The 15,253-nt window shown below is 30.7% G+C and carries 21 protein-coding genes; 18 read left to right on the top strand and 3 right to left on the bottom strand.

Going from position 1 to position 15,253, the window contains the following annotated elements; translation table 11 throughout:
* Positions 1 to 25: 25 nt before the first annotated feature.
* On the bottom strand, positions 26 to 1,450 hold the full coding sequence (locus tag P8F83_RS03560; protein WP_326513495.1) for a DHA2 family efflux MFS transporter permease subunit: 1,425 nt from the start codon (positions 1,448 to 1,450) through the stop codon (positions 26 to 28).
* Positions 1,451 to 1,555: 105 nt separating this feature from the next.
* On the opposite strand from P8F83_RS03560, the gene P8F83_RS03565 reads away from it, so the two are divergent.
* The 9 genes from P8F83_RS03565 (at position 1,556) to P8F83_RS03605 (ending at position 8,400) form a co-directional block, all read left to right on the top strand.
* Entirely contained in the window at positions 1,556 to 2,158 is a 603-nt protein-coding gene (locus tag P8F83_RS03565) for a TetR/AcrR family transcriptional regulator (protein WP_326513496.1), read from the top strand.
* 100 nt (positions 2,159 to 2,258) lie between these two features.
* Positions 2,259 to 2,918, top strand: coding sequence for a class II aldolase/adducin family protein (locus tag P8F83_RS03570; protein WP_326513497.1), 660 nt, complete (start codon positions 2,259 to 2,261; stop codon positions 2,916 to 2,918).
* A 168-nt stretch (positions 2,919 to 3,086) separates the two neighbouring features.
* Positions 3,087 to 3,491 (top strand): hypothetical protein, encoded by a 405-nt coding sequence (locus P8F83_RS03575; RefSeq protein WP_326513498.1) that lies wholly within the window; start codon positions 3,087 to 3,089, stop codon positions 3,489 to 3,491.
* A gap of 76 nt (positions 3,492 to 3,567) precedes the next feature.
* Positions 3,568 to 4,050, top strand: coding sequence for a peptidase associated/transthyretin-like domain-containing protein (locus P8F83_RS03580; protein ID WP_326513499.1), 483 nt, complete (start codon positions 3,568 to 3,570; stop codon positions 4,048 to 4,050).
* A 141-nt stretch (positions 4,051 to 4,191) separates the two neighbouring features.
* A complete protein-coding gene (gene nirJ1, locus P8F83_RS03585) occupies positions 4,192 to 5,376 on the top strand; it encodes a putative heme d1 biosynthesis radical SAM protein NirJ1 (protein ID WP_326513500.1) in 1,185 nt (394 codons plus the stop codon).
* 10 nt (positions 5,377 to 5,386) lie between these two features.
* Positions 5,387 to 6,397, top strand: coding sequence for a putative heme d1 biosynthesis radical SAM protein NirJ2 (gene nirJ2, locus P8F83_RS03590; RefSeq protein WP_326513501.1), 1,011 nt, complete (start codon positions 5,387 to 5,389; stop codon positions 6,395 to 6,397).
* On the top strand, positions 6,390 to 6,854 hold the full coding sequence (gene ahbA / locus P8F83_RS03595) for a siroheme decarboxylase subunit alpha (protein WP_326513502.1): 465 nt from the start codon (positions 6,390 to 6,392) through the stop codon (positions 6,852 to 6,854). The genes nirJ2 and ahbA overlap by 8 nt, the downstream gene beginning before the upstream one ends.
* Positions 6,847 to 7,326, top strand: coding sequence for a siroheme decarboxylase subunit beta (gene ahbB, locus P8F83_RS03600; RefSeq protein ID WP_326513503.1), 480 nt, complete (start codon positions 6,847 to 6,849; stop codon positions 7,324 to 7,326). The genes ahbA and ahbB overlap by 8 nt, the downstream gene beginning before the upstream one ends.
* Positions 7,327 to 7,422: 96 nt before the next feature.
* The gene (locus P8F83_RS03605; RefSeq protein ID WP_326513504.1) at positions 7,423 to 8,400 is read left to right on the top strand and encodes a Gfo/Idh/MocA family protein; all 978 of its coding nucleotides are present in this window, start codon (positions 7,423 to 7,425) and stop codon (positions 8,398 to 8,400) included.
* Between the two features lie 64 nt (positions 8,401 to 8,464).
* Here the strand turns inward: P8F83_RS03605 and P8F83_RS23525 are convergent, their stop codons facing one another.
* Positions 8,465 to 8,674: an NADH-quinone oxidoreductase subunit I gene (locus P8F83_RS23525; RefSeq protein ID WP_420022616.1), complete on the bottom strand. Its 210-nt coding sequence runs from the start codon at positions 8,672 to 8,674 to the stop codon at positions 8,465 to 8,467.
* 244 nt (positions 8,675 to 8,918) lie between these two features.
* Here P8F83_RS23525 and P8F83_RS03610 point away from each other — a divergent pair, with 244 nt between their 5' ends.
* From P8F83_RS03610 to P8F83_RS03625, 4 genes are all read left to right on the top strand, one after another.
* The gene (locus tag P8F83_RS03610) at positions 8,919 to 9,392 is read left to right on the top strand and encodes a MarR family transcriptional regulator (protein ID WP_326513505.1); all 474 of its coding nucleotides are present in this window, start codon (positions 8,919 to 8,921) and stop codon (positions 9,390 to 9,392) included.
* Between the two features lie 16 nt (positions 9,393 to 9,408).
* Complete coding sequence (locus P8F83_RS03615) at positions 9,409 to 9,804, top strand: MerR family transcriptional regulator (RefSeq protein WP_326513506.1); 396 nt, start codon at positions 9,409 to 9,411, stop codon at positions 9,802 to 9,804.
* A 95-nt stretch (positions 9,805 to 9,899) separates the two neighbouring features.
* A complete protein-coding gene (locus P8F83_RS03620; RefSeq protein WP_326513507.1) occupies positions 9,900 to 10,052 on the top strand; it encodes a lmo0937 family membrane protein in 153 nt (50 codons plus the stop codon).
* A gap of 111 nt (positions 10,053 to 10,163) precedes the next feature.
* Positions 10,164 to 10,955, top strand: coding sequence for an EFR1 family ferrodoxin (locus tag P8F83_RS03625; RefSeq protein WP_315108058.1), 792 nt, complete (start codon positions 10,164 to 10,166; stop codon positions 10,953 to 10,955).
* Between the two features lie 156 nt (positions 10,956 to 11,111).
* Here the strand turns inward: P8F83_RS03625 and P8F83_RS03630 are convergent, their stop codons facing one another.
* On the bottom strand, positions 11,112 to 12,281 hold the full coding sequence (locus P8F83_RS03630; protein ID WP_326513508.1) for a complement C1q domain-containing protein: 1,170 nt from the start codon (positions 12,279 to 12,281) through the stop codon (positions 11,112 to 11,114).
* A gap of 313 nt (positions 12,282 to 12,594) precedes the next feature.
* Here P8F83_RS03630 and P8F83_RS03635 point away from each other — a divergent pair, with 313 nt between their 5' ends.
* From P8F83_RS03635 to P8F83_RS03650, 5 genes are all read left to right on the top strand, one after another.
* Positions 12,595 to 12,897 carry a hypothetical protein gene (locus P8F83_RS03635; protein WP_337250871.1) on the top strand — a complete coding sequence of 101 codons (303 nt, stop codon included), beginning with the start codon at positions 12,595 to 12,597 and terminating at the stop codon, positions 12,895 to 12,897.
* A gap of 20 nt (positions 12,898 to 12,917) precedes the next feature.
* Positions 12,918 to 13,034 (top strand): hypothetical protein, encoded by a 117-nt coding sequence (locus tag P8F83_RS23520; RefSeq protein WP_337250872.1) that lies wholly within the window; start codon positions 12,918 to 12,920, stop codon positions 13,032 to 13,034.
* Between the two features lie 105 nt (positions 13,035 to 13,139).
* Positions 13,140 to 13,601 (top strand): hypothetical protein, encoded by a 462-nt coding sequence (locus P8F83_RS03640; protein ID WP_326513509.1) that lies wholly within the window; start codon positions 13,140 to 13,142, stop codon positions 13,599 to 13,601.
* A 70-nt stretch (positions 13,602 to 13,671) separates the two neighbouring features.
* Positions 13,672 to 14,151, top strand: a complete 480-nt coding sequence (locus P8F83_RS03645) for an HIT family protein (protein ID WP_326513510.1) — start codon at positions 13,672 to 13,674, stop codon at positions 14,149 to 14,151.
* A gap of 56 nt (positions 14,152 to 14,207) precedes the next feature.
* Entirely contained in the window at positions 14,208 to 14,957 is a 750-nt protein-coding gene (locus P8F83_RS03650) for a GNAT family N-acetyltransferase (RefSeq protein WP_326513511.1), read from the top strand.
* Positions 14,958 to 15,253: the final 296 nt, after the last annotated feature.

The following is a 15,253-nucleotide window of genomic DNA, read 5'->3' on the forward strand; positions in this document are numbered from 1 at the left end:
TAATGATGGGCCTAATCTTTTTTTGTTACTCAGTTTTATGAACAGGTAATAAAAGTGCTGGGAATAATGCAATAATTGCAAAACCTACAGACCATAAAAATGCTACGTGATAGGCATCTAATAAACCTTGAATACTTGTCGCATTATTCACTAAAATTTGATGTTGAACAATTGTTGCAAGAACAGCTGAACCAAAGGCTCCTCCTATTGTTTGAAGTATTCTTGTAGCAATACTAGCATCGGGGATTTTACTTCTATCTACCCCTTCATAAGCAGAAGCCAATATAGGTATTGTTACGCCTCCTAAACCAGCACCGCGTATAAGCAAGGCAAGGAATAAAGTAAAACTTTTTGTATCTTGATTAGCAAAAGCAAAAGGCACAGTCCCTAATATAGTTACAACTAAGCTAACAAGTACTATTACCCTAGAGCCTATTTTATCAGTTAATTTACCAACTTGACTTCGAGTTAATAGCATACCTACCCCTTGAGGGATAAGAGCTACTCCAGTTAAAAAAACACTTTGCCCTCGAACTTGCTGATAATATAAAGGTAAAAGCAGCATTGCTCCATTTACAGCTATTCCTGATAAGAATAACAAAAAGGAGGAGGCAGAAAAGTTAACTATTTTAAATAGACGAATATCTATTACAGTGTTTTCTTTATTTAGTGAATACACTGTAAATATAACAAGGAGAATTAAGCCAATCATAGAGGGGATGATAACTTCTTTATTATTAAATCCTCCATTAGAACTTACCTTTGATATTCCGTAAATAAGTACAGCAAAGCCAGAAGATAATAGAGAAATACCTATAACATCTAGCCTTTGTTTTAATTCTTTGCTTTTATCTTTAGGTAATCCAAACCATGATAGAAAAAGTGCGATAACGGTTATAGGGATATTAACATAGAAAATCCATCTCCAGTTTAAACTATCTACAATTATTCCTCCAAGCATAGGACCAAGTATAGGACCAAGAACTGCTGGAATACCAACTAGAGACATTAAACTTCCAAGGCTTTTTCCACCAGAAGCTTGTACAAGAAGTGTTTGAAGAGTTGGTATTAATAGACCAGCTCCAGCTCCTTGAATGATTCTAAAAGCTATAAGGCTTTCTATGTTCCAAGAAACAGCTGATAAAACAGAACCAACTAGAAATAAAAAAAGTGAAAACATATAAACATACTTTCCGCTAAATCTTTGTATAGCCCATCCTGATATAGGAACAACAACTGCCATAGCAAGTACATATCCAGTTGTTACCCACTGAATAACTGATACAGTACTGTTTAAATCAACAGCAATTGTTTTAATTGCTATATTTACCATGGTGGAGTCAAGTAGTGGAGCTAAAGAGCCAAATATCATTATTAGTGAGATTTTAACTAATAAAGGATCAAGTTTTTCTTTTTCCAGAGATGAAATTTTTTCTGCATTATTTTCCATGATTAAACTTCCTTTCATAAAATAAGATACGATTAGTTTCTTATTTTATGTTATAATAAATTTATAAGTAATGCAATATAAAAAAGTTTTTGAGGTAATTTAGGCATGGATAAAAATGATATAGATAAAAGAATAATAACAAGGCGGCGTGGAGATGAGCTTGTTGATGCAATACTTAAGGCTTCTTGGGATGAACTTTCAGAGATGGGATATACAAGCTTAACCATAGAAGGTGTTGCAGCAAGAGCAAAAACTAATAAGGCTGTAATATATAGACGATGGGAAAATAAAAGTAGGCTTGTCATTGAAACATTAAAAAAATATATCCCTAGATCTGAAAAAGTAACTCCTAATACAGGAAATCTAAGAGATGATGTATTTCTACTATTAAAAAGAATTGCAGTACCACTACAGATGATAGGGGGAGAAACTATTCATGGTCTTATGGTAGAGTATTTCAGTAAACATATAATAAATTCATTTCCTCAGATTATGAGCGGAATTGAAGGTAGATTTGAAAATTATATGAGAGATATTTTAAAAAATGCTGAATTAAGAGGAGAGGTTGATTTAGAAAAAATAACTTCTAGAATTATTTCCTTGCCTTTAGATTTAGTAAGGTATGAAATTCTTACTACTCATAAACCAATAACAGAGAATGTACTGAATGAAATTGTGGATGATATTTTTATGCCATTAATCAAATAAGTGGCTTTTTATTAGTTTGTAAACAATTTCTGTACCATATTAAAGTATACTGGTCTTAAATTGTTGACATAAATTATTAAAATATAGGGGGAGAATTAGTATGTTAGAAGAATTAAAGAAAGAAGTTGTAAAAATAGCTAAAGAAGCAGATCAATCAGGGTTATGTAAGCACAAGTCAGGAAATTTTAGTATAAGGGATAAAGAAACAGGATATATTGTAGTTACACCAGCTGCTGTAGATAGAGCAGAATTAACTTATCATGATATTTGTGTAGTAGATTTAGATGCAAACATTATAGAAGCAGTAACTGATTTGAAGCCTACAAGCGAACTTTTAATGCATTTAGAAATTTACAAAACAAGAGAAGATGTAGGGGCTGTTGTACATACACACTCACGTATTGCAACCTCATTTGCTGTAGTAAATAAACCAATACCTGCAATAATATATGAATGCGCAACTTTAGGACTTAAAGATGCCATGATTCCTGTTGCACCTTATGGAAGACCAGGTACAAGGGAACTATCAAACAGTGTTATAGAACCTATAAAAAGATCTGATTGCATTCTTTTAGAGGCCCATGGTGCAGTAGCTGTAGACAGTGAACCGAAAAATGCATTATTAAAAGCTCATTATATAGAAGAGCTAGCTGAGGTATATTATAGAGCTTTGGTTATAGGTGGAGGAAAAGAACCTAGAGCTTTTGCTCCTGAAGAACTTGAGAGATGGGAATATCCATCTGAAATTAAACTTAAATAAGTAAATCAAAATACAATAGGGACTTAATTATAAAAACATCTGGAAATAATTGTCTAAAAATGTTGATATAAGTCAAAATATTTATTTTCTTAGGAACAATTATAAATATAAACGCGTATTATGAACAGAGTGCACTCACATTAAATCATTTTAGAGGAGTGATATTTTGTGAATAATATAGATTTTAACAAAATTAGAGAAGAAGTGCTAGAATCACTAGGAACTAAAAATGGATCAAGTTGGGATTATAATGATTTTGCATTAGCTTTTTCAGCTGCATTTGCTTTAGCATTTGCAAAAGCTGAAGCAGAGGCTAGGGCAGAAGCTAAAGCAGCTGCTGAGAACGAAATTTATGATTATGAAAAGGAAATAGAAGAAGAATATCATAAACAAAAACAATACAACAAACAAATTAACTATAACTATATCTCACAGAGGCAATATCAGGGACAAAAAGCTGAGAACGATGCAGATAATGATGCAGATAACGATGCAGAAAGTTATTCAGACAGTGATGCCAAAGCAGAAGCAGAAATCAAAATCGAAAAAGAAGAAGACAAAAAGAAGTGCTAGAAAATAGCAGAGTATAGTGGAGAGTTTCTCCGCTATACTTTTAAACTAAGAACACCTTAATTTTAGGAGGTGCAAAATGTATACAAGCAATAGAGGAAATGAAAAAGTTCCTATGGTAAAGGTTCCTCAAAATAGAGAAGCAGATAATAATATTCAAAAAAGTTCACAAGAGAACATCCAAGATCTTGATCAAGAGCAAACTGTAAATCCAGTTCAATTTAGTTCACAAAATATACAATTTGTTGTTGGAGATAATAAGATTAATTATTCAGCAAAAATCTCAGGAACAACTTATATAGAGAAATATAATAAAATAGTTGAAAATGTGATTATATGGTTGTTTTTTGGTAATGATACCAAAATTCCAGTATATAAAACTAGCTCTGATAAGAATGGAAAATTCTATATAGATGATATTCCACCTGGATACTATACTATAAAGGCATATCTTGAAGAAGATTATATATATTCATCTCATTATATTAGGGTTTTGCCATGTGAAAGTATAGACCATTCTATATTCTTGAAACTTGGTAGAAAAAGAAGCGACTATGAGTAATTACAAGTAAGTAGGGGATTAAGCGTATTTAAAGATAACTTCTAAAAATATATATAGGAGTTATCTTTTTATTTTTGTAATAAAATATGAATAATTGGGAAAAATACCAAAGTCGCGTTAATTATGGATAGGAGGTGCATTATGATAGGTGTATCTAAACTGCTATGTGGAACAGAAAGTTTTGGAGATAAACTTAGATATACTCATGGTGCAAATGAAGCTAAACATGGCGTTAGTTTAGATAGAGGCCCAGTAGTTGTTTGGAACTGTACTAGAACTTGTAATTTGAAGTGCAAGCATTGTTATGCAGACTCAGATAACAAGAAATATGAAGGTGAACTTACTACTTATGAAGGAAAAAAACTAATAGAGGATTTACACCATTTTAATGTACCTGTAATACTATTTTCAGGAGGTGAACCCCTTATTAGAGAAGATATTTTGGACTTAGTTGATTATGCTAGAAGGTACAATATAAGAAGTACCATATCAACTAATGGAACACTTATTGATAAGGAAATGGCAAGAAAACTTAAAGAAAGAAAAGTTGGGTATGTTGGAGTTAGCTTAGATGGAATAGGAAAAAGACATGATGATTTTAGGGGCAGTAGAGGTGCTTTTGATAGTGCACTTCAAGGTATAAGAAACTGTCAAGAGGCCCATCAAAAAGTCGGATTAAGATTTACTATTAACAGTAATAATTATGATGAACTTGAAGAGATTTTTTACCTTGTTAAAGACGAGAAAATTAAGAGAGTATGTTTTTATCATTTGGTGTATTCAGGCAGGGGTAGTGAAATGATGAAGGAAGATATATCTCATGAAGAAACAAGAAGAGCTATGAATATAATAATTAATAATGCAATGAAACTAGGAAGTGAAGTTGAGATTTTAACGGTAGATAATCATGCTGATACAGTATATCTATATCTAGAGGCAGAGAAAAAATACCCTCATCTATCTCAAAATATATTAAAGTTAATGAAAATGAATGGGGGAAATCGCTCAGGGATAGCGATAGCTAATATAGATTACAGGGGAAATGTACATAGTGATCAATTCACTACGCAGTATACATTTGGAAATGTTAAAGAAAGAAATTTTAAGGATATATGGACAGATATATCAAATCCAATTTTAGCAGGATTAAAAGATAGAAAGAGACTTCTTAAGGGAAGGTGCAGTAAATGCAACTGGCTTAATGTGTGTAATGGCAATTTTAGATCTAGAGCAGAGGCTGTGACGGGAGATTTTTGGGCATCTGATCCTGCGTGTTATTTGACTGATGAAGAAATAGGGGTAGGGGAGAAACTTGGATTAGTTTAGGAGGATATCAATGATTATATCATGGAACACAACTAATAAGTGTAATATGCATTGCAAACATTGCTACAGAAACTCTGGAATTAAAGCTGAGAGAGAATTAAACACCTTAGAAGGAAAAAAACTTATAGATGAAGTTAAAAAAGCTGGCTTTAAAATAATGATTTTTTCAGGTGGAGAACCTTTAATACGTGAAGATATTTATGAGCTTATTGAATATGCTTCTAATAGTGGACTTAGGCCTGTTATAGGAAGTAATGGAACACTTATAACTGAAGAAATCGCAAAAAAATTAAAAGATTCAGGTGCAATGGGTATAGGAATAAGCTTAGACAGCCTTAATTCTAAGAAACATGATGAGTTTAGAGGCTTTAAAAGTGCTTGGGTGGAAGCTGTTAAAGGTATGAAAAACTGTAAAGAGGTAGGATTACCTTTTCAAATACATTCAACTGTGATGAAGTGGAATAAGGATGAGATACTTAATATAACTAATTTTGGTATTGGACTTGGGGCGGTTGCTCATCATATCTTCTTTTTAGTTCCTACAGGAAGAGGAGAAAATATAGAGGATCAATCTTTAACCTCTTTTCAATATGAAAAACTTCTTAAAGATATTATGATAAAGCAAAAACAAGTAGACATAGAATTAAAACCAACCTGCGCGCCACAATTTATGAGGATTGCAAATGAACTTAATATGAGATCAAGATTTAGAAGAGGATGTTTAGCAGGGGTTAGTTATTGTATTGTAAGTCCAGTTGGTGATGTGCAGCCTTGTGCTTATCTGGATAAACCTATAGGAAATGTTAGAGAGGTTCCTTTCAGTGAATTATGGAGAGACAGTCCTGTATTTAAGGAACTTAGGACTTTAGAATATGAAGGAAAATGTGGAGAATGTGAATATAAAAAGAGCTGTGGAGGATGTCGTGCTCGTGCAGCCTTTTATAATGATGGAGATTATATGTCATCAGATGAGGTCTGTCTATACTCAGCTAATGAAGAAGTTGAGGTTATTAATGGATAAGATATGTGTTGATTTACTTAATTTAATTCAAAATGAATTTCCATTAGAATCAAGACCTTATTTAAAGATATCAGAGAAACTAGGAGTAAGTGAAAATCAGGTTATAGAACTTCTAAAAGATCTTAAAAGGGATGGTTATATAAGGCGTTTAGGAGGAATAGTTAATTCTAAAAAGATAGGTTATTATAGCACTTTATGTGCGGTTAAAGTTCCAAAGAAAAAAATTAAAGAAGTTTCAAAAATCATAAATAGCTATGATGGAGTTACCCACAATTATATTAGAGAGCATAGCTTTAACATGTGGTTTACTTTAACAGCATCATCTAGAGAAAGTGTTAAAAGAATACTTGAGGAAATTAAAAATAATACAGGAATAGAAGAGATAATGGAATTACCTTCTATAAATTTATTTAAGATAAATGTGAGTTTTAATCTTAAGGAGAAAAGCTATGTTTAGTTATTTAGATAAAGCTGTAATTAGAAAACTTCAAGAAGATTTACCACTAGTTCCTAAGCCATATGAAGAGATAGCCTGTGAACTTGGAATTACAGAAGAAGAACTCTTAGATAAGATAAAAGAACTTAAGGATAAAGGAGTTATAAGAAGATTTGGTGCTTCTTTAAATCACAGAAATGTTGGAATAAAAGGGAATGGAATGGTAGTATGGATTGTTCCAGAAAAAGAGCTTAAGAGAGTGAGTAAGATTATGGTTTCTTTTTCAGAAGTTACTCACTGTTATGAAAGACCAACTTATCCTAATTGGCCTTATAATGTATTTACTATGATTCATGGAGAAGATAGAAAAACTTGTGAGAAAATAGTTGAAAGAATTTCAAAAGTTTCTGGGATTAAAACTTACAGCATATTATATAGCACTGAAGAACTTAAAAAAAGCAGCATGAAATATTTTGTAGAAGAGCATATATAACAAAACCTACTCTAAAGTTTAATAATAAGTAAAGGATTATTGAATTGATGTCCTATGTAATGTAAACTATTTATATAGGAAAAAGGAGGTAGCAAAATGGTAAGATTTGCGGTAATAGGTACTAATAAGATAACAGATGGATTTTTGAATGCGGCTATGTTATGTGAAGATTTTAAGTTAGCAGCTGTTTATTCAAGAAGTAAAGAGAAAGCGTTAGAGTTTGGAAGTAAATATGGAGTTACCTTAGTTTATGATGATTTAGATGAACTTGCAGCAAGCAATGAAATAGATGCAGTGTACGTAGCTAGTCCTAATAGTCTACATGCTAGTCAATCAATAAAAATGTTAAATGGTAAAAAACATGTTTTATGTGAAAAAACCATAGCATCTAATATTAAGGAGTTAGAAGCTATGTTAAAAGCTGCAGATGATAATGGAGTTATTTTATTAGAAGCAATGCGTCCAGTTTTTGATCCTGGATTTAAAGCAATACAAGATAACCTTCATAAGATAGGAAAAGTAAGAAGACTTACATTCCAGTACTGCCAATACTCTTCAAGATATGATAATTTTAAAAATGGTGTTATAGAAAATGCCTTTAATCCTAAATTTTCAAATGGAGCACTTATGGATATAGGTGTTTACTGTATCCACCCAATGGTAAAACTTTTTGGAATGCCTAAAAAGATAGTAGCAAGTGCTATAAAATTAGAAAATGGAGTAGACGGAGCAGGAACTATTTTAGTTGAATATGATGGTATGCAAGGTGAGTTATTATATTCAAAAATAACTAATTCAAAGCTGCCTAGCCAAATTCAAGGGGAAAAAGGCTGTATGATCATAAAAGAAATACCAGATACAAGAGAACTTTCAATCATCTACAATAACGGAGAAACAGAAGAAATTGAAATAAGTAAACATCCTAACAACATGTATTATGAAGTTGAAGAAATAGTAAGATTAATAAATTCAAAGGAAAATGCACATAAACATAATAAGTATTCAGTTATGGAAGTAAAAATAATGGACGAGGTTAGAAGTCAATTAGATATTAAGTTCCCAGCTGACCTTTAAAAATACTATAGAAGCTGGAGTTATGGATAAGCTATAACTCCAGCTTTATTATTATAGATTAAACCTAATTCTTCACAAGTGATAAAGACTGTTTTGGGCAAGTTCTTACACATCTTTTGCATTTAACGCAAACCTCATTGTCAATTACCCATGTACGTTCATTTGGATTTACTTTTATAGCATTGGCTGGGCAAATTTTTTCGCACTTTCCACAATACACGCAGGAGCTTGTATAATTTTTTATATTTCCTTTTGATTTTAAAATAGAATGCATGAACTTAAACACAATGTATTTCTCCCTTCAAGTTAAGAAAATCTTATATTTATGAGGAATCCTCCTAAATATTTAATAGATATAGAAAATACTTAGGCACCAACATAGTTTCCTGAGAAACTAAAATAATATTAACACAACATGGTTTCCTTGTAAACAATAAATTTCACCTTGTTGATATAAAAATATTAAAATGATATAATTACATTGTTTCTTAGGAAAGTATATATTTAGGAGAAGAATTATGAATAATAAAGTTCAAGATATAACAAAAAAGATGAATAAGTTGATAAATAGATTAAGTACTTTTGATGATGAACATGAGAAGGCTTTAGAAGAGATGTTAGATAAGTATGAAATAGCGGAACTATTAAATAAAAATTTAACTTTGTCAGAAGTTCATGTTATTGATTGTATAGGTAAAAATAAATTTTCTAATACCACATTTATATCAAAAGAATTGAATATGACGAAGGGAGCTATATCTAAGATAACTACTAAGCTCCTTGATAAGGATTTAATAAAGTCAGATAAACTTGAAAGCAATAAAAAAGAAGTTTATTACATATTAACAAAGTTAGGTAGAGAAATATTTTTTATACATGAAAAAATTCATAAGGCTCAGAATGAAAAATTTGAAGATATGATTTCAAAATATAGCACAGAAGAATTGGTTGGTATAAATAAATTTTTAGATGACTTAACTAATAATATTTAAAGGAAAAGATAGCTGTATGAAAAACTATTATAAAATTGGAGAGGTAGTAAAAAAATTAAATATAAATAGGGAAACTATAAGATATTATGAGAATATAGGATTATTAACGGAAAACAAAAGGGATAAAAATGGTTATAGACTTTATTCAGAAGACGAGGTTGAGAAAATTGAATTCATTCTAATGGTTAAAAGTTATGGTTTTTCTTTAAAAGAAATAAAAGTGATTTTTGATGAGGTATATGAGGACATTTTAGGTGGACATATTGAAGGTATAAAGAAAATAGTTGAAGAGAAAATCAGGGAATTACAGCATAAAATAGAAGCTTTAAGTGAAACAAAAAAGCTTTTAGAAAAAGTTAATGATAATGTACTATCAGAAAATAGAGAATGTTATAGAGAAGAAAATGAATGATAATAATTATTGTTTAATAACACATATTATGGTATAATAAAACAAAAATAGACAATACAAACTATTTAGAAGCTAGGCAGAAAGGAGAGATTATAATGAAATTTTTAAGATGGTTAGGTGGAATTGTAGTTTTCTTTTGGTTATTAGGTCTTCTATTTAGAATAGGAGGAGGGCTTATACATATATTATTGGTAGTTGCGGCTATTGTATTTTTGTATGATAAGTTTTTAGGTAACAGAAGAGAATAACTAGTATATCAAAAGCTTTCTTGAGGTATTTCAAGAAAGCTTTTATTTTGCCCTTGACTCTGTAGTATGGTACAAGGTGTATACTTGCTGTAAAAGAAGAAGGGGGCATTTATGATGATTATTAACGAAGATACTATACTTTACTTTTCAGGTACAGGAAACAGTTATCAAGTAGCAAAAGATATACAAAATAGCTTATCTACTCTTAATTTATGTAAGATAGCTTCTATGAGAAATGAGGAAAAGATAGAGGTTAAATCAAAAATTCTTGGAATAATATTTCCTGTTTATTATGCACGGTTACCTTTAATAGTTGAGAAGGTAATAAAAAGCTTAAGCTTAAGTGAGGATACCTATGTTTTTAGTATAGTAACTCATGGAGGTGCACCTGCTAAGGTGTTATTTAAACTAAAAGATTTATTAGAAAAAAATCATGGACATCTAAATTCAGGATTTTTAGTTAAAATGCCTGCAAATAATATCTTAAAATATGATACTAAAGACATGCACAGTTATGATGATATTTTTCAACAAGAAAAGAAAAAGATAGAAATGATATCAAAAATAATTAAAGAAAGAAAAAATCACCCGTGTGAGGTGACGAGTTTAGTTCTTGATAGATTAGTTGATAAGATCTTTATAAAACAAACTAATAAAATAGTTGAAGGCTTTCATGAAAGTGATAGAAACTTTTGGGTAACTGATGATTGTAATGGTTGCAAGCTTTGTGAAAAAGTTTGTCCAGTAGAGAACATAGAATTTAATGGAGAAAAACCAACATGGAAACACAAGTGTGAACAATGTACAGCATGTATTCAATATTGTCCTAAAGAAGCTATTCAATGGGATAAGAAAACCATAAAAAGAAAAAGATATAGAAATCCTAATGTTAAGATATTTTAATTAGGCCCATCAAGAGGTGCATCAGGGATATGAAGATAAAAATTAGGTATAAGAAAAGGTGCATGAAAAAATATGAGAGGTCAAAGAAGATAGAATCTCTGACCCCTAATACTTAATAGTTGAAATAAATTAATGAAACTTAAAAAATTTTGGTGTTTAGTCACCAATTCTGAATGCAATCAGTGTAGCAGTCATAAAAATATCCTGTGAAGAGCCAAGGGAGCCCATTCTTATAGCATTTAAACCAACATTTTTTACTGTGATTACTGAGTTTGCTGTGATTCTTCTAAGGGTAGCATGAGAGAGGGCTGTTACTCCACTTCCTAAGTTCCCGGTTACAATATTGAGATATCCATCAATATACGGAACATCGTTGATACAAAGTGCTAGAATAGATGATTGATCGTAATAAACGTTCACTTTATATCGAATATAATACATTCCGTTTAATTCAATCTGAAGACCATTTGGGACAATCGTAATATTATTTGATAAACTACTGCCCCCACTAAAAGGGAGAGGTTCTCCAGTTGCAACTAGTATAGAACCAGCTGAAAATGTTGAGCCAACTGTTTGAAGTCCCCAAGCACTTGAGAAAGGAGGGGCTTCGGGAATAACAAAATCTAGAGTGACGTCGCTGGTAGAACCACTATTGGTAACATTGGCTGTACCATTAGTGCTTACGGTCACAGTACCGATGTTAATGATAGCAGCTTCGCCAGTAATACCAGTAGCTCCAGTAACACCTGTGACCCCAGTAGAACCAGTTACACCTGTAACTCCTGTGACGCCAGTAATGCCTGTGGCACCAGTAGAGCCGGTAGTTCCAGTAATACCAGTTGCCCCGGTGTCTCCGGTAGAGCCAGTGGCGCCGGTAACACCTGTAGTACCAGTAAAACCCGTGTCTCCAGTAGGGGAAACTATATCATCTTGTATTATGATTAATGTTGCTTTAACTGGAACTAAAGAGCTTAAAACCGCAGTTCCATCGCTTATATAATTTAGTGTTACAGTAACAGGTGCGGATATTACATCAATGATTCCAAAACCAACAACTTCACCAGTCTTAATAGGAGAGTTTCCTTCAAGCACATCTCCTTGAGAGGAAGTTAAAGCAAATACAACAAAATTAGGGCTTGTAGCTGTTTGTGTTGATACCCACCAATTTAAAACGTAACGTCCAGCTTCAGTAAAAGTTACTACGCCAGTAGATATATCATAAGAAATATTACCTGAATTATAAACCACATTATCAAATACTACACTTGAACCAGAGGGAATATATTCATCATTTAAACGTTCAAGATGTAAAGCTGAATTACTCATATGAATCCTCCTTTTATAAAAATAATCAGGACATAGAGAAAATAATCCTGTATTTTATTTTATGGGTATTAAAAAGGTATTGTGTCAAGAAGTGTAAAATTTTATATGTTTATAGGGGATTATGAACAGTATTTAAAATACAATTAGTTTGTAATCAAAAATAAGGCCAAGTATTTTGAAGTTAGTAAAAGTATAATTGTGAATAATTATCTAAAAAGTAAACAGTAAGGTATTAATAAAACATGGTATAATTTAATCATAATTATGATGCGAGATAGAGAAATAGTAAATTAAAAGAAATTTGGAGTATAAAATGGAGTTTAAAGTAAATAAATTTGAAGAGAAATATTTAGAAGGGTGTGTTGATTTATTTATAGATACATTTTCAAAAGAACCTTGGAATGACGAATATGATTCAAGAGAGCAGGTAAAGACCTTTTTCATAAATCATATGAAAAACAATTATTTTTTAGGTTATATAGGTTTAGTAAATAATAAAATTGTAGCATTAAGTATAGGTATGAAAAAGCCTTGGATATGTGGCATGGAATATTATATAGATGAGTTTTGTATAAGTTATGATATCAAGGGGAAGGTATCGGAAGTTTATTCCTAAATCATATAGAAAAATTATTATTGGATGAAAATGTTCAAGGAATGATACTTAATACAGAAAAAGACTATCCATCTTATAAGTTTTATAAAAAGAATGGATTTCGTCCTTTAGGAAATCTTATTGTTTTAGGAAAATAGATTTAGAATATTGAAAAGTTGAAATAAAGTGTAAGGTACTGTATTTTAATTAATAATCGGAATAAGAGGTATAATAGATAAAAATTAACTTTAAAGGGGAAAGATATGGATCAGATATTTATGTTTTTTGGTGTGCAATTATTTTTTTATGTACAAGGGCTATGGACAATTTTTGATAACTTTATAATCAGTATGTTAATAATAATCTTAAATATATTAATACTGTATTTTTTAAAGGTAAAATATATAATAAGATATTCATTAGTATTAATTATAATGCTACCTTGGGTTCAAGTAATTTCTATTTTTATAAATAATGAGATATCAAGGATTTCAAAAGGGGTAATATTAAATTCTAAAACATTGCTTTGGGATTATTTGTTAATTATCGTGCAACTTATAATCCTATTAATTATTATAGTTGTATCAGCACGAAATTATATAGAAAAAAGAAATGATTTTAAAGAAATAAAGTTTTTAATACTAAATTATTCTATAAACATATTATTAATAACATCATTAATATACTATAATTTCATTCAGGTTCCCAAATTAAGTTTGCTGTAAATATGTTGAATTTATCTTTATTTATATATGTAACAAGTGAGATGTATTGAGTTTTAGAGGAGAGGATTTTATGATAATAAGAGATATTTTAGATAAGGAATGGAATTGTGAATGTCTAGGCTGCTCCATAGGAAATGGTGAGTTTACTCCACCTGGTGATATAATAAAAAGTACTAAAAATTTCGTTCTTCATCAAGACCCAGAAGTTCCAATTAAGGCATTTTTAATAATTGATTCAAAAAAACATATTAAGTCAATCTCAGAATTAACTTATGAGGAATCACAAGAACTATTTTATTTGGCTTACAAGGCAAGAGAGGCATTAAAAATCATAAAGGATATTAAAGAAGTAACAATTATTCAAGAAGAAAGGTCAAGGCATTTTCATCTATGGCTGTTGCCAAGATATGAGTGGATGGATGAGAAGTTTGCAAACTCTTTATCTGCAGTTCGTGATATGTTTATTTATGCCAAAGAGAACAACAAAACTGAAGAAAACATCAATGATATATTATCAACTGTAGACACAATAAGAAATTATATGAAATAAGTCATAGATTGGAAGCAATTTAAGAATTAGGCTTTGTAAGGGAGGAGAATTAAAACATGGGTGCTGATTTTATAAACCTAACAAAAGAAAACCTTGCCAATGAGCATGTATGCTGCATTATACGTAGTAAAAAGCCACATAAAGGTATTGATTCAAAAAAAGAATGGCTATCAGAACGGTTAAATGAAGGTCATGTCTTTAGAAAATTAAATGAAAAAGCTACTGTTTTTATTGAGTATGCTCCTCTTGAAACAGCTTGGGTTCCAATAATCGGAGACAACTATTATTATGTATATTGTTTATGGGTTTCTGGTAATTACAAGGGAAAAGGTTATGGAAATTTGTTGATGGAGTATTGTTTAGCTGATGGTAAAGCAAAGGGAAAATCAGGAATTTGTATGCTTGGAGCAAAAAAGCAGAAGGCTTGGCTTTCAGACCAATCATTTGTTAAGAAGTTCGGCTTTGAGGTAGTTGATAATACAGATAACGATTATGAATTGCTTGCGCTTTCTTTTGATGGTACAATGCCAAAATTCTCACCAAGTGTTAAAAATCATAAAATTGAAAGTGAAGAATTAACAATTTATTATGATATGCAATGTCCATATGTTTATCAAAGTATTGAGATGATAAAACAGTATTGTGAAATAAATGAAGTTCCTGTATCTTTAATTCAAGTTGATACACTACAAAGGGCAAAGGAGTTGCCTTGTGTTTTCAATAACTGGGCAGTTTTTTATAAAGGAAATTTTGAAACTGTGAATTTGTTAGATATAGCTTATTTAAAGAGGATACTTAAAAAATAAATCATCATCTTGATTACTAAAATGAAGTTTATCTAATTAGGTCAATCAAAAGGTACATCAAGAAAATAAAGGAGAGATTTCATGATATTTAAGAAACCATGGTTTTATATAATTCTATATGCTATTATTTTTCTGTTATTTAGGTATTTAGATTACTCAATAATTAAACAACCAAGGCTTTCATATTATAACTTCATAACATCAATGATTGCAATGATAGTAATATCAATTATTGCTATTATATCATCATTTAAGGAAATGAAAATAAACAAAAGAGCTGGTCGTGGTTATCTTAT

It is taken from the genome of Clostridium intestinale, from assembly GCF_035905475.1.
GTDB classification, from domain to species: Bacteria; Bacillota; Clostridia; order Clostridiales; family Clostridiaceae; genus Clostridium_T; species Clostridium_T intestinale.

Excerpts from the sequence above, each read along its gene's own strand:
- P8F83_RS03620 (WP_326513507.1), top strand. The coding sequence starts at position 9,900 with ATGAAATTTTTAAGATGGTTAGGTGGAATTGTAGTTTTCTTTTGGTTA.
- ahbB (WP_326513503.1), top strand. The coding sequence starts at position 6,847 with ATGTTTAGTTATTTAGATAAAGCTGTAATTAGAAAACTTCAAGAAGAT.
- P8F83_RS03625 (WP_315108058.1), top strand. The coding sequence starts at position 10,164 with ATGATGATTATTAACGAAGATACTATACTTTACTTTTCAGGTACAGGA.
- P8F83_RS03605 (WP_326513504.1), top strand. The coding sequence starts at position 7,423 with ATGGTAAGATTTGCGGTAATAGGTACTAATAAGATAACAGATGGATTT.
- ahbA (WP_326513502.1), top strand. The coding sequence starts at position 6,390 with ATGGATAAGATATGTGTTGATTTACTTAATTTAATTCAAAATGAATTT.
- P8F83_RS03570 (WP_326513497.1), top strand. The coding sequence starts at position 2,259 with ATGTTAGAAGAATTAAAGAAAGAAGTTGTAAAAATAGCTAAAGAAGCA.
- nirJ2 (WP_326513501.1), top strand. The coding sequence starts at position 5,387 with ATGATTATATCATGGAACACAACTAATAAGTGTAATATGCATTGCAAA.
- P8F83_RS23525 (WP_420022616.1), bottom strand. The coding sequence starts at position 8,674 with ATGCATTCTATTTTAAAATCAAAAGGAAATATAAAAAATTATACAAGC.
- P8F83_RS03580 (WP_326513499.1), top strand. The coding sequence starts at position 3,568 with ATGTATACAAGCAATAGAGGAAATGAAAAAGTTCCTATGGTAAAGGTT.
- P8F83_RS03560 (WP_326513495.1), bottom strand. The coding sequence starts at position 1,450 with ATGGAAAATAATGCAGAAAAAATTTCATCTCTGGAAAAAGAAAAACTT.
- P8F83_RS03615 (WP_326513506.1), top strand. The coding sequence starts at position 9,409 with ATGAAAAACTATTATAAAATTGGAGAGGTAGTAAAAAAATTAAATATA.
- P8F83_RS03650 (WP_326513511.1), top strand. The coding sequence starts at position 14,208 with ATGGGTGCTGATTTTATAAACCTAACAAAAGAAAACCTTGCCAATGAG.
- nirJ1 (WP_326513500.1), top strand. The coding sequence starts at position 4,192 with ATGATAGGTGTATCTAAACTGCTATGTGGAACAGAAAGTTTTGGAGAT.
- P8F83_RS03610 (WP_326513505.1), top strand. The coding sequence starts at position 8,919 with ATGAATAATAAAGTTCAAGATATAACAAAAAAGATGAATAAGTTGATA.
- P8F83_RS03645 (WP_326513510.1), top strand. The coding sequence starts at position 13,672 with ATGATAATAAGAGATATTTTAGATAAGGAATGGAATTGTGAATGTCTA.
- P8F83_RS03565 (WP_326513496.1), top strand. The coding sequence starts at position 1,556 with ATGGATAAAAATGATATAGATAAAAGAATAATAACAAGGCGGCGTGGA.
- P8F83_RS03640 (WP_326513509.1), top strand. The coding sequence starts at position 13,140 with ATGGATCAGATATTTATGTTTTTTGGTGTGCAATTATTTTTTTATGTA.
- P8F83_RS03635 (WP_337250871.1), top strand. The coding sequence starts at position 12,595 with ATGGAGTTTAAAGTAAATAAATTTGAAGAGAAATATTTAGAAGGGTGT.
- P8F83_RS03630 (WP_326513508.1), bottom strand. The coding sequence starts at position 12,281 with ATGAGTAATTCAGCTTTACATCTTGAACGTTTAAATGATGAATATATT.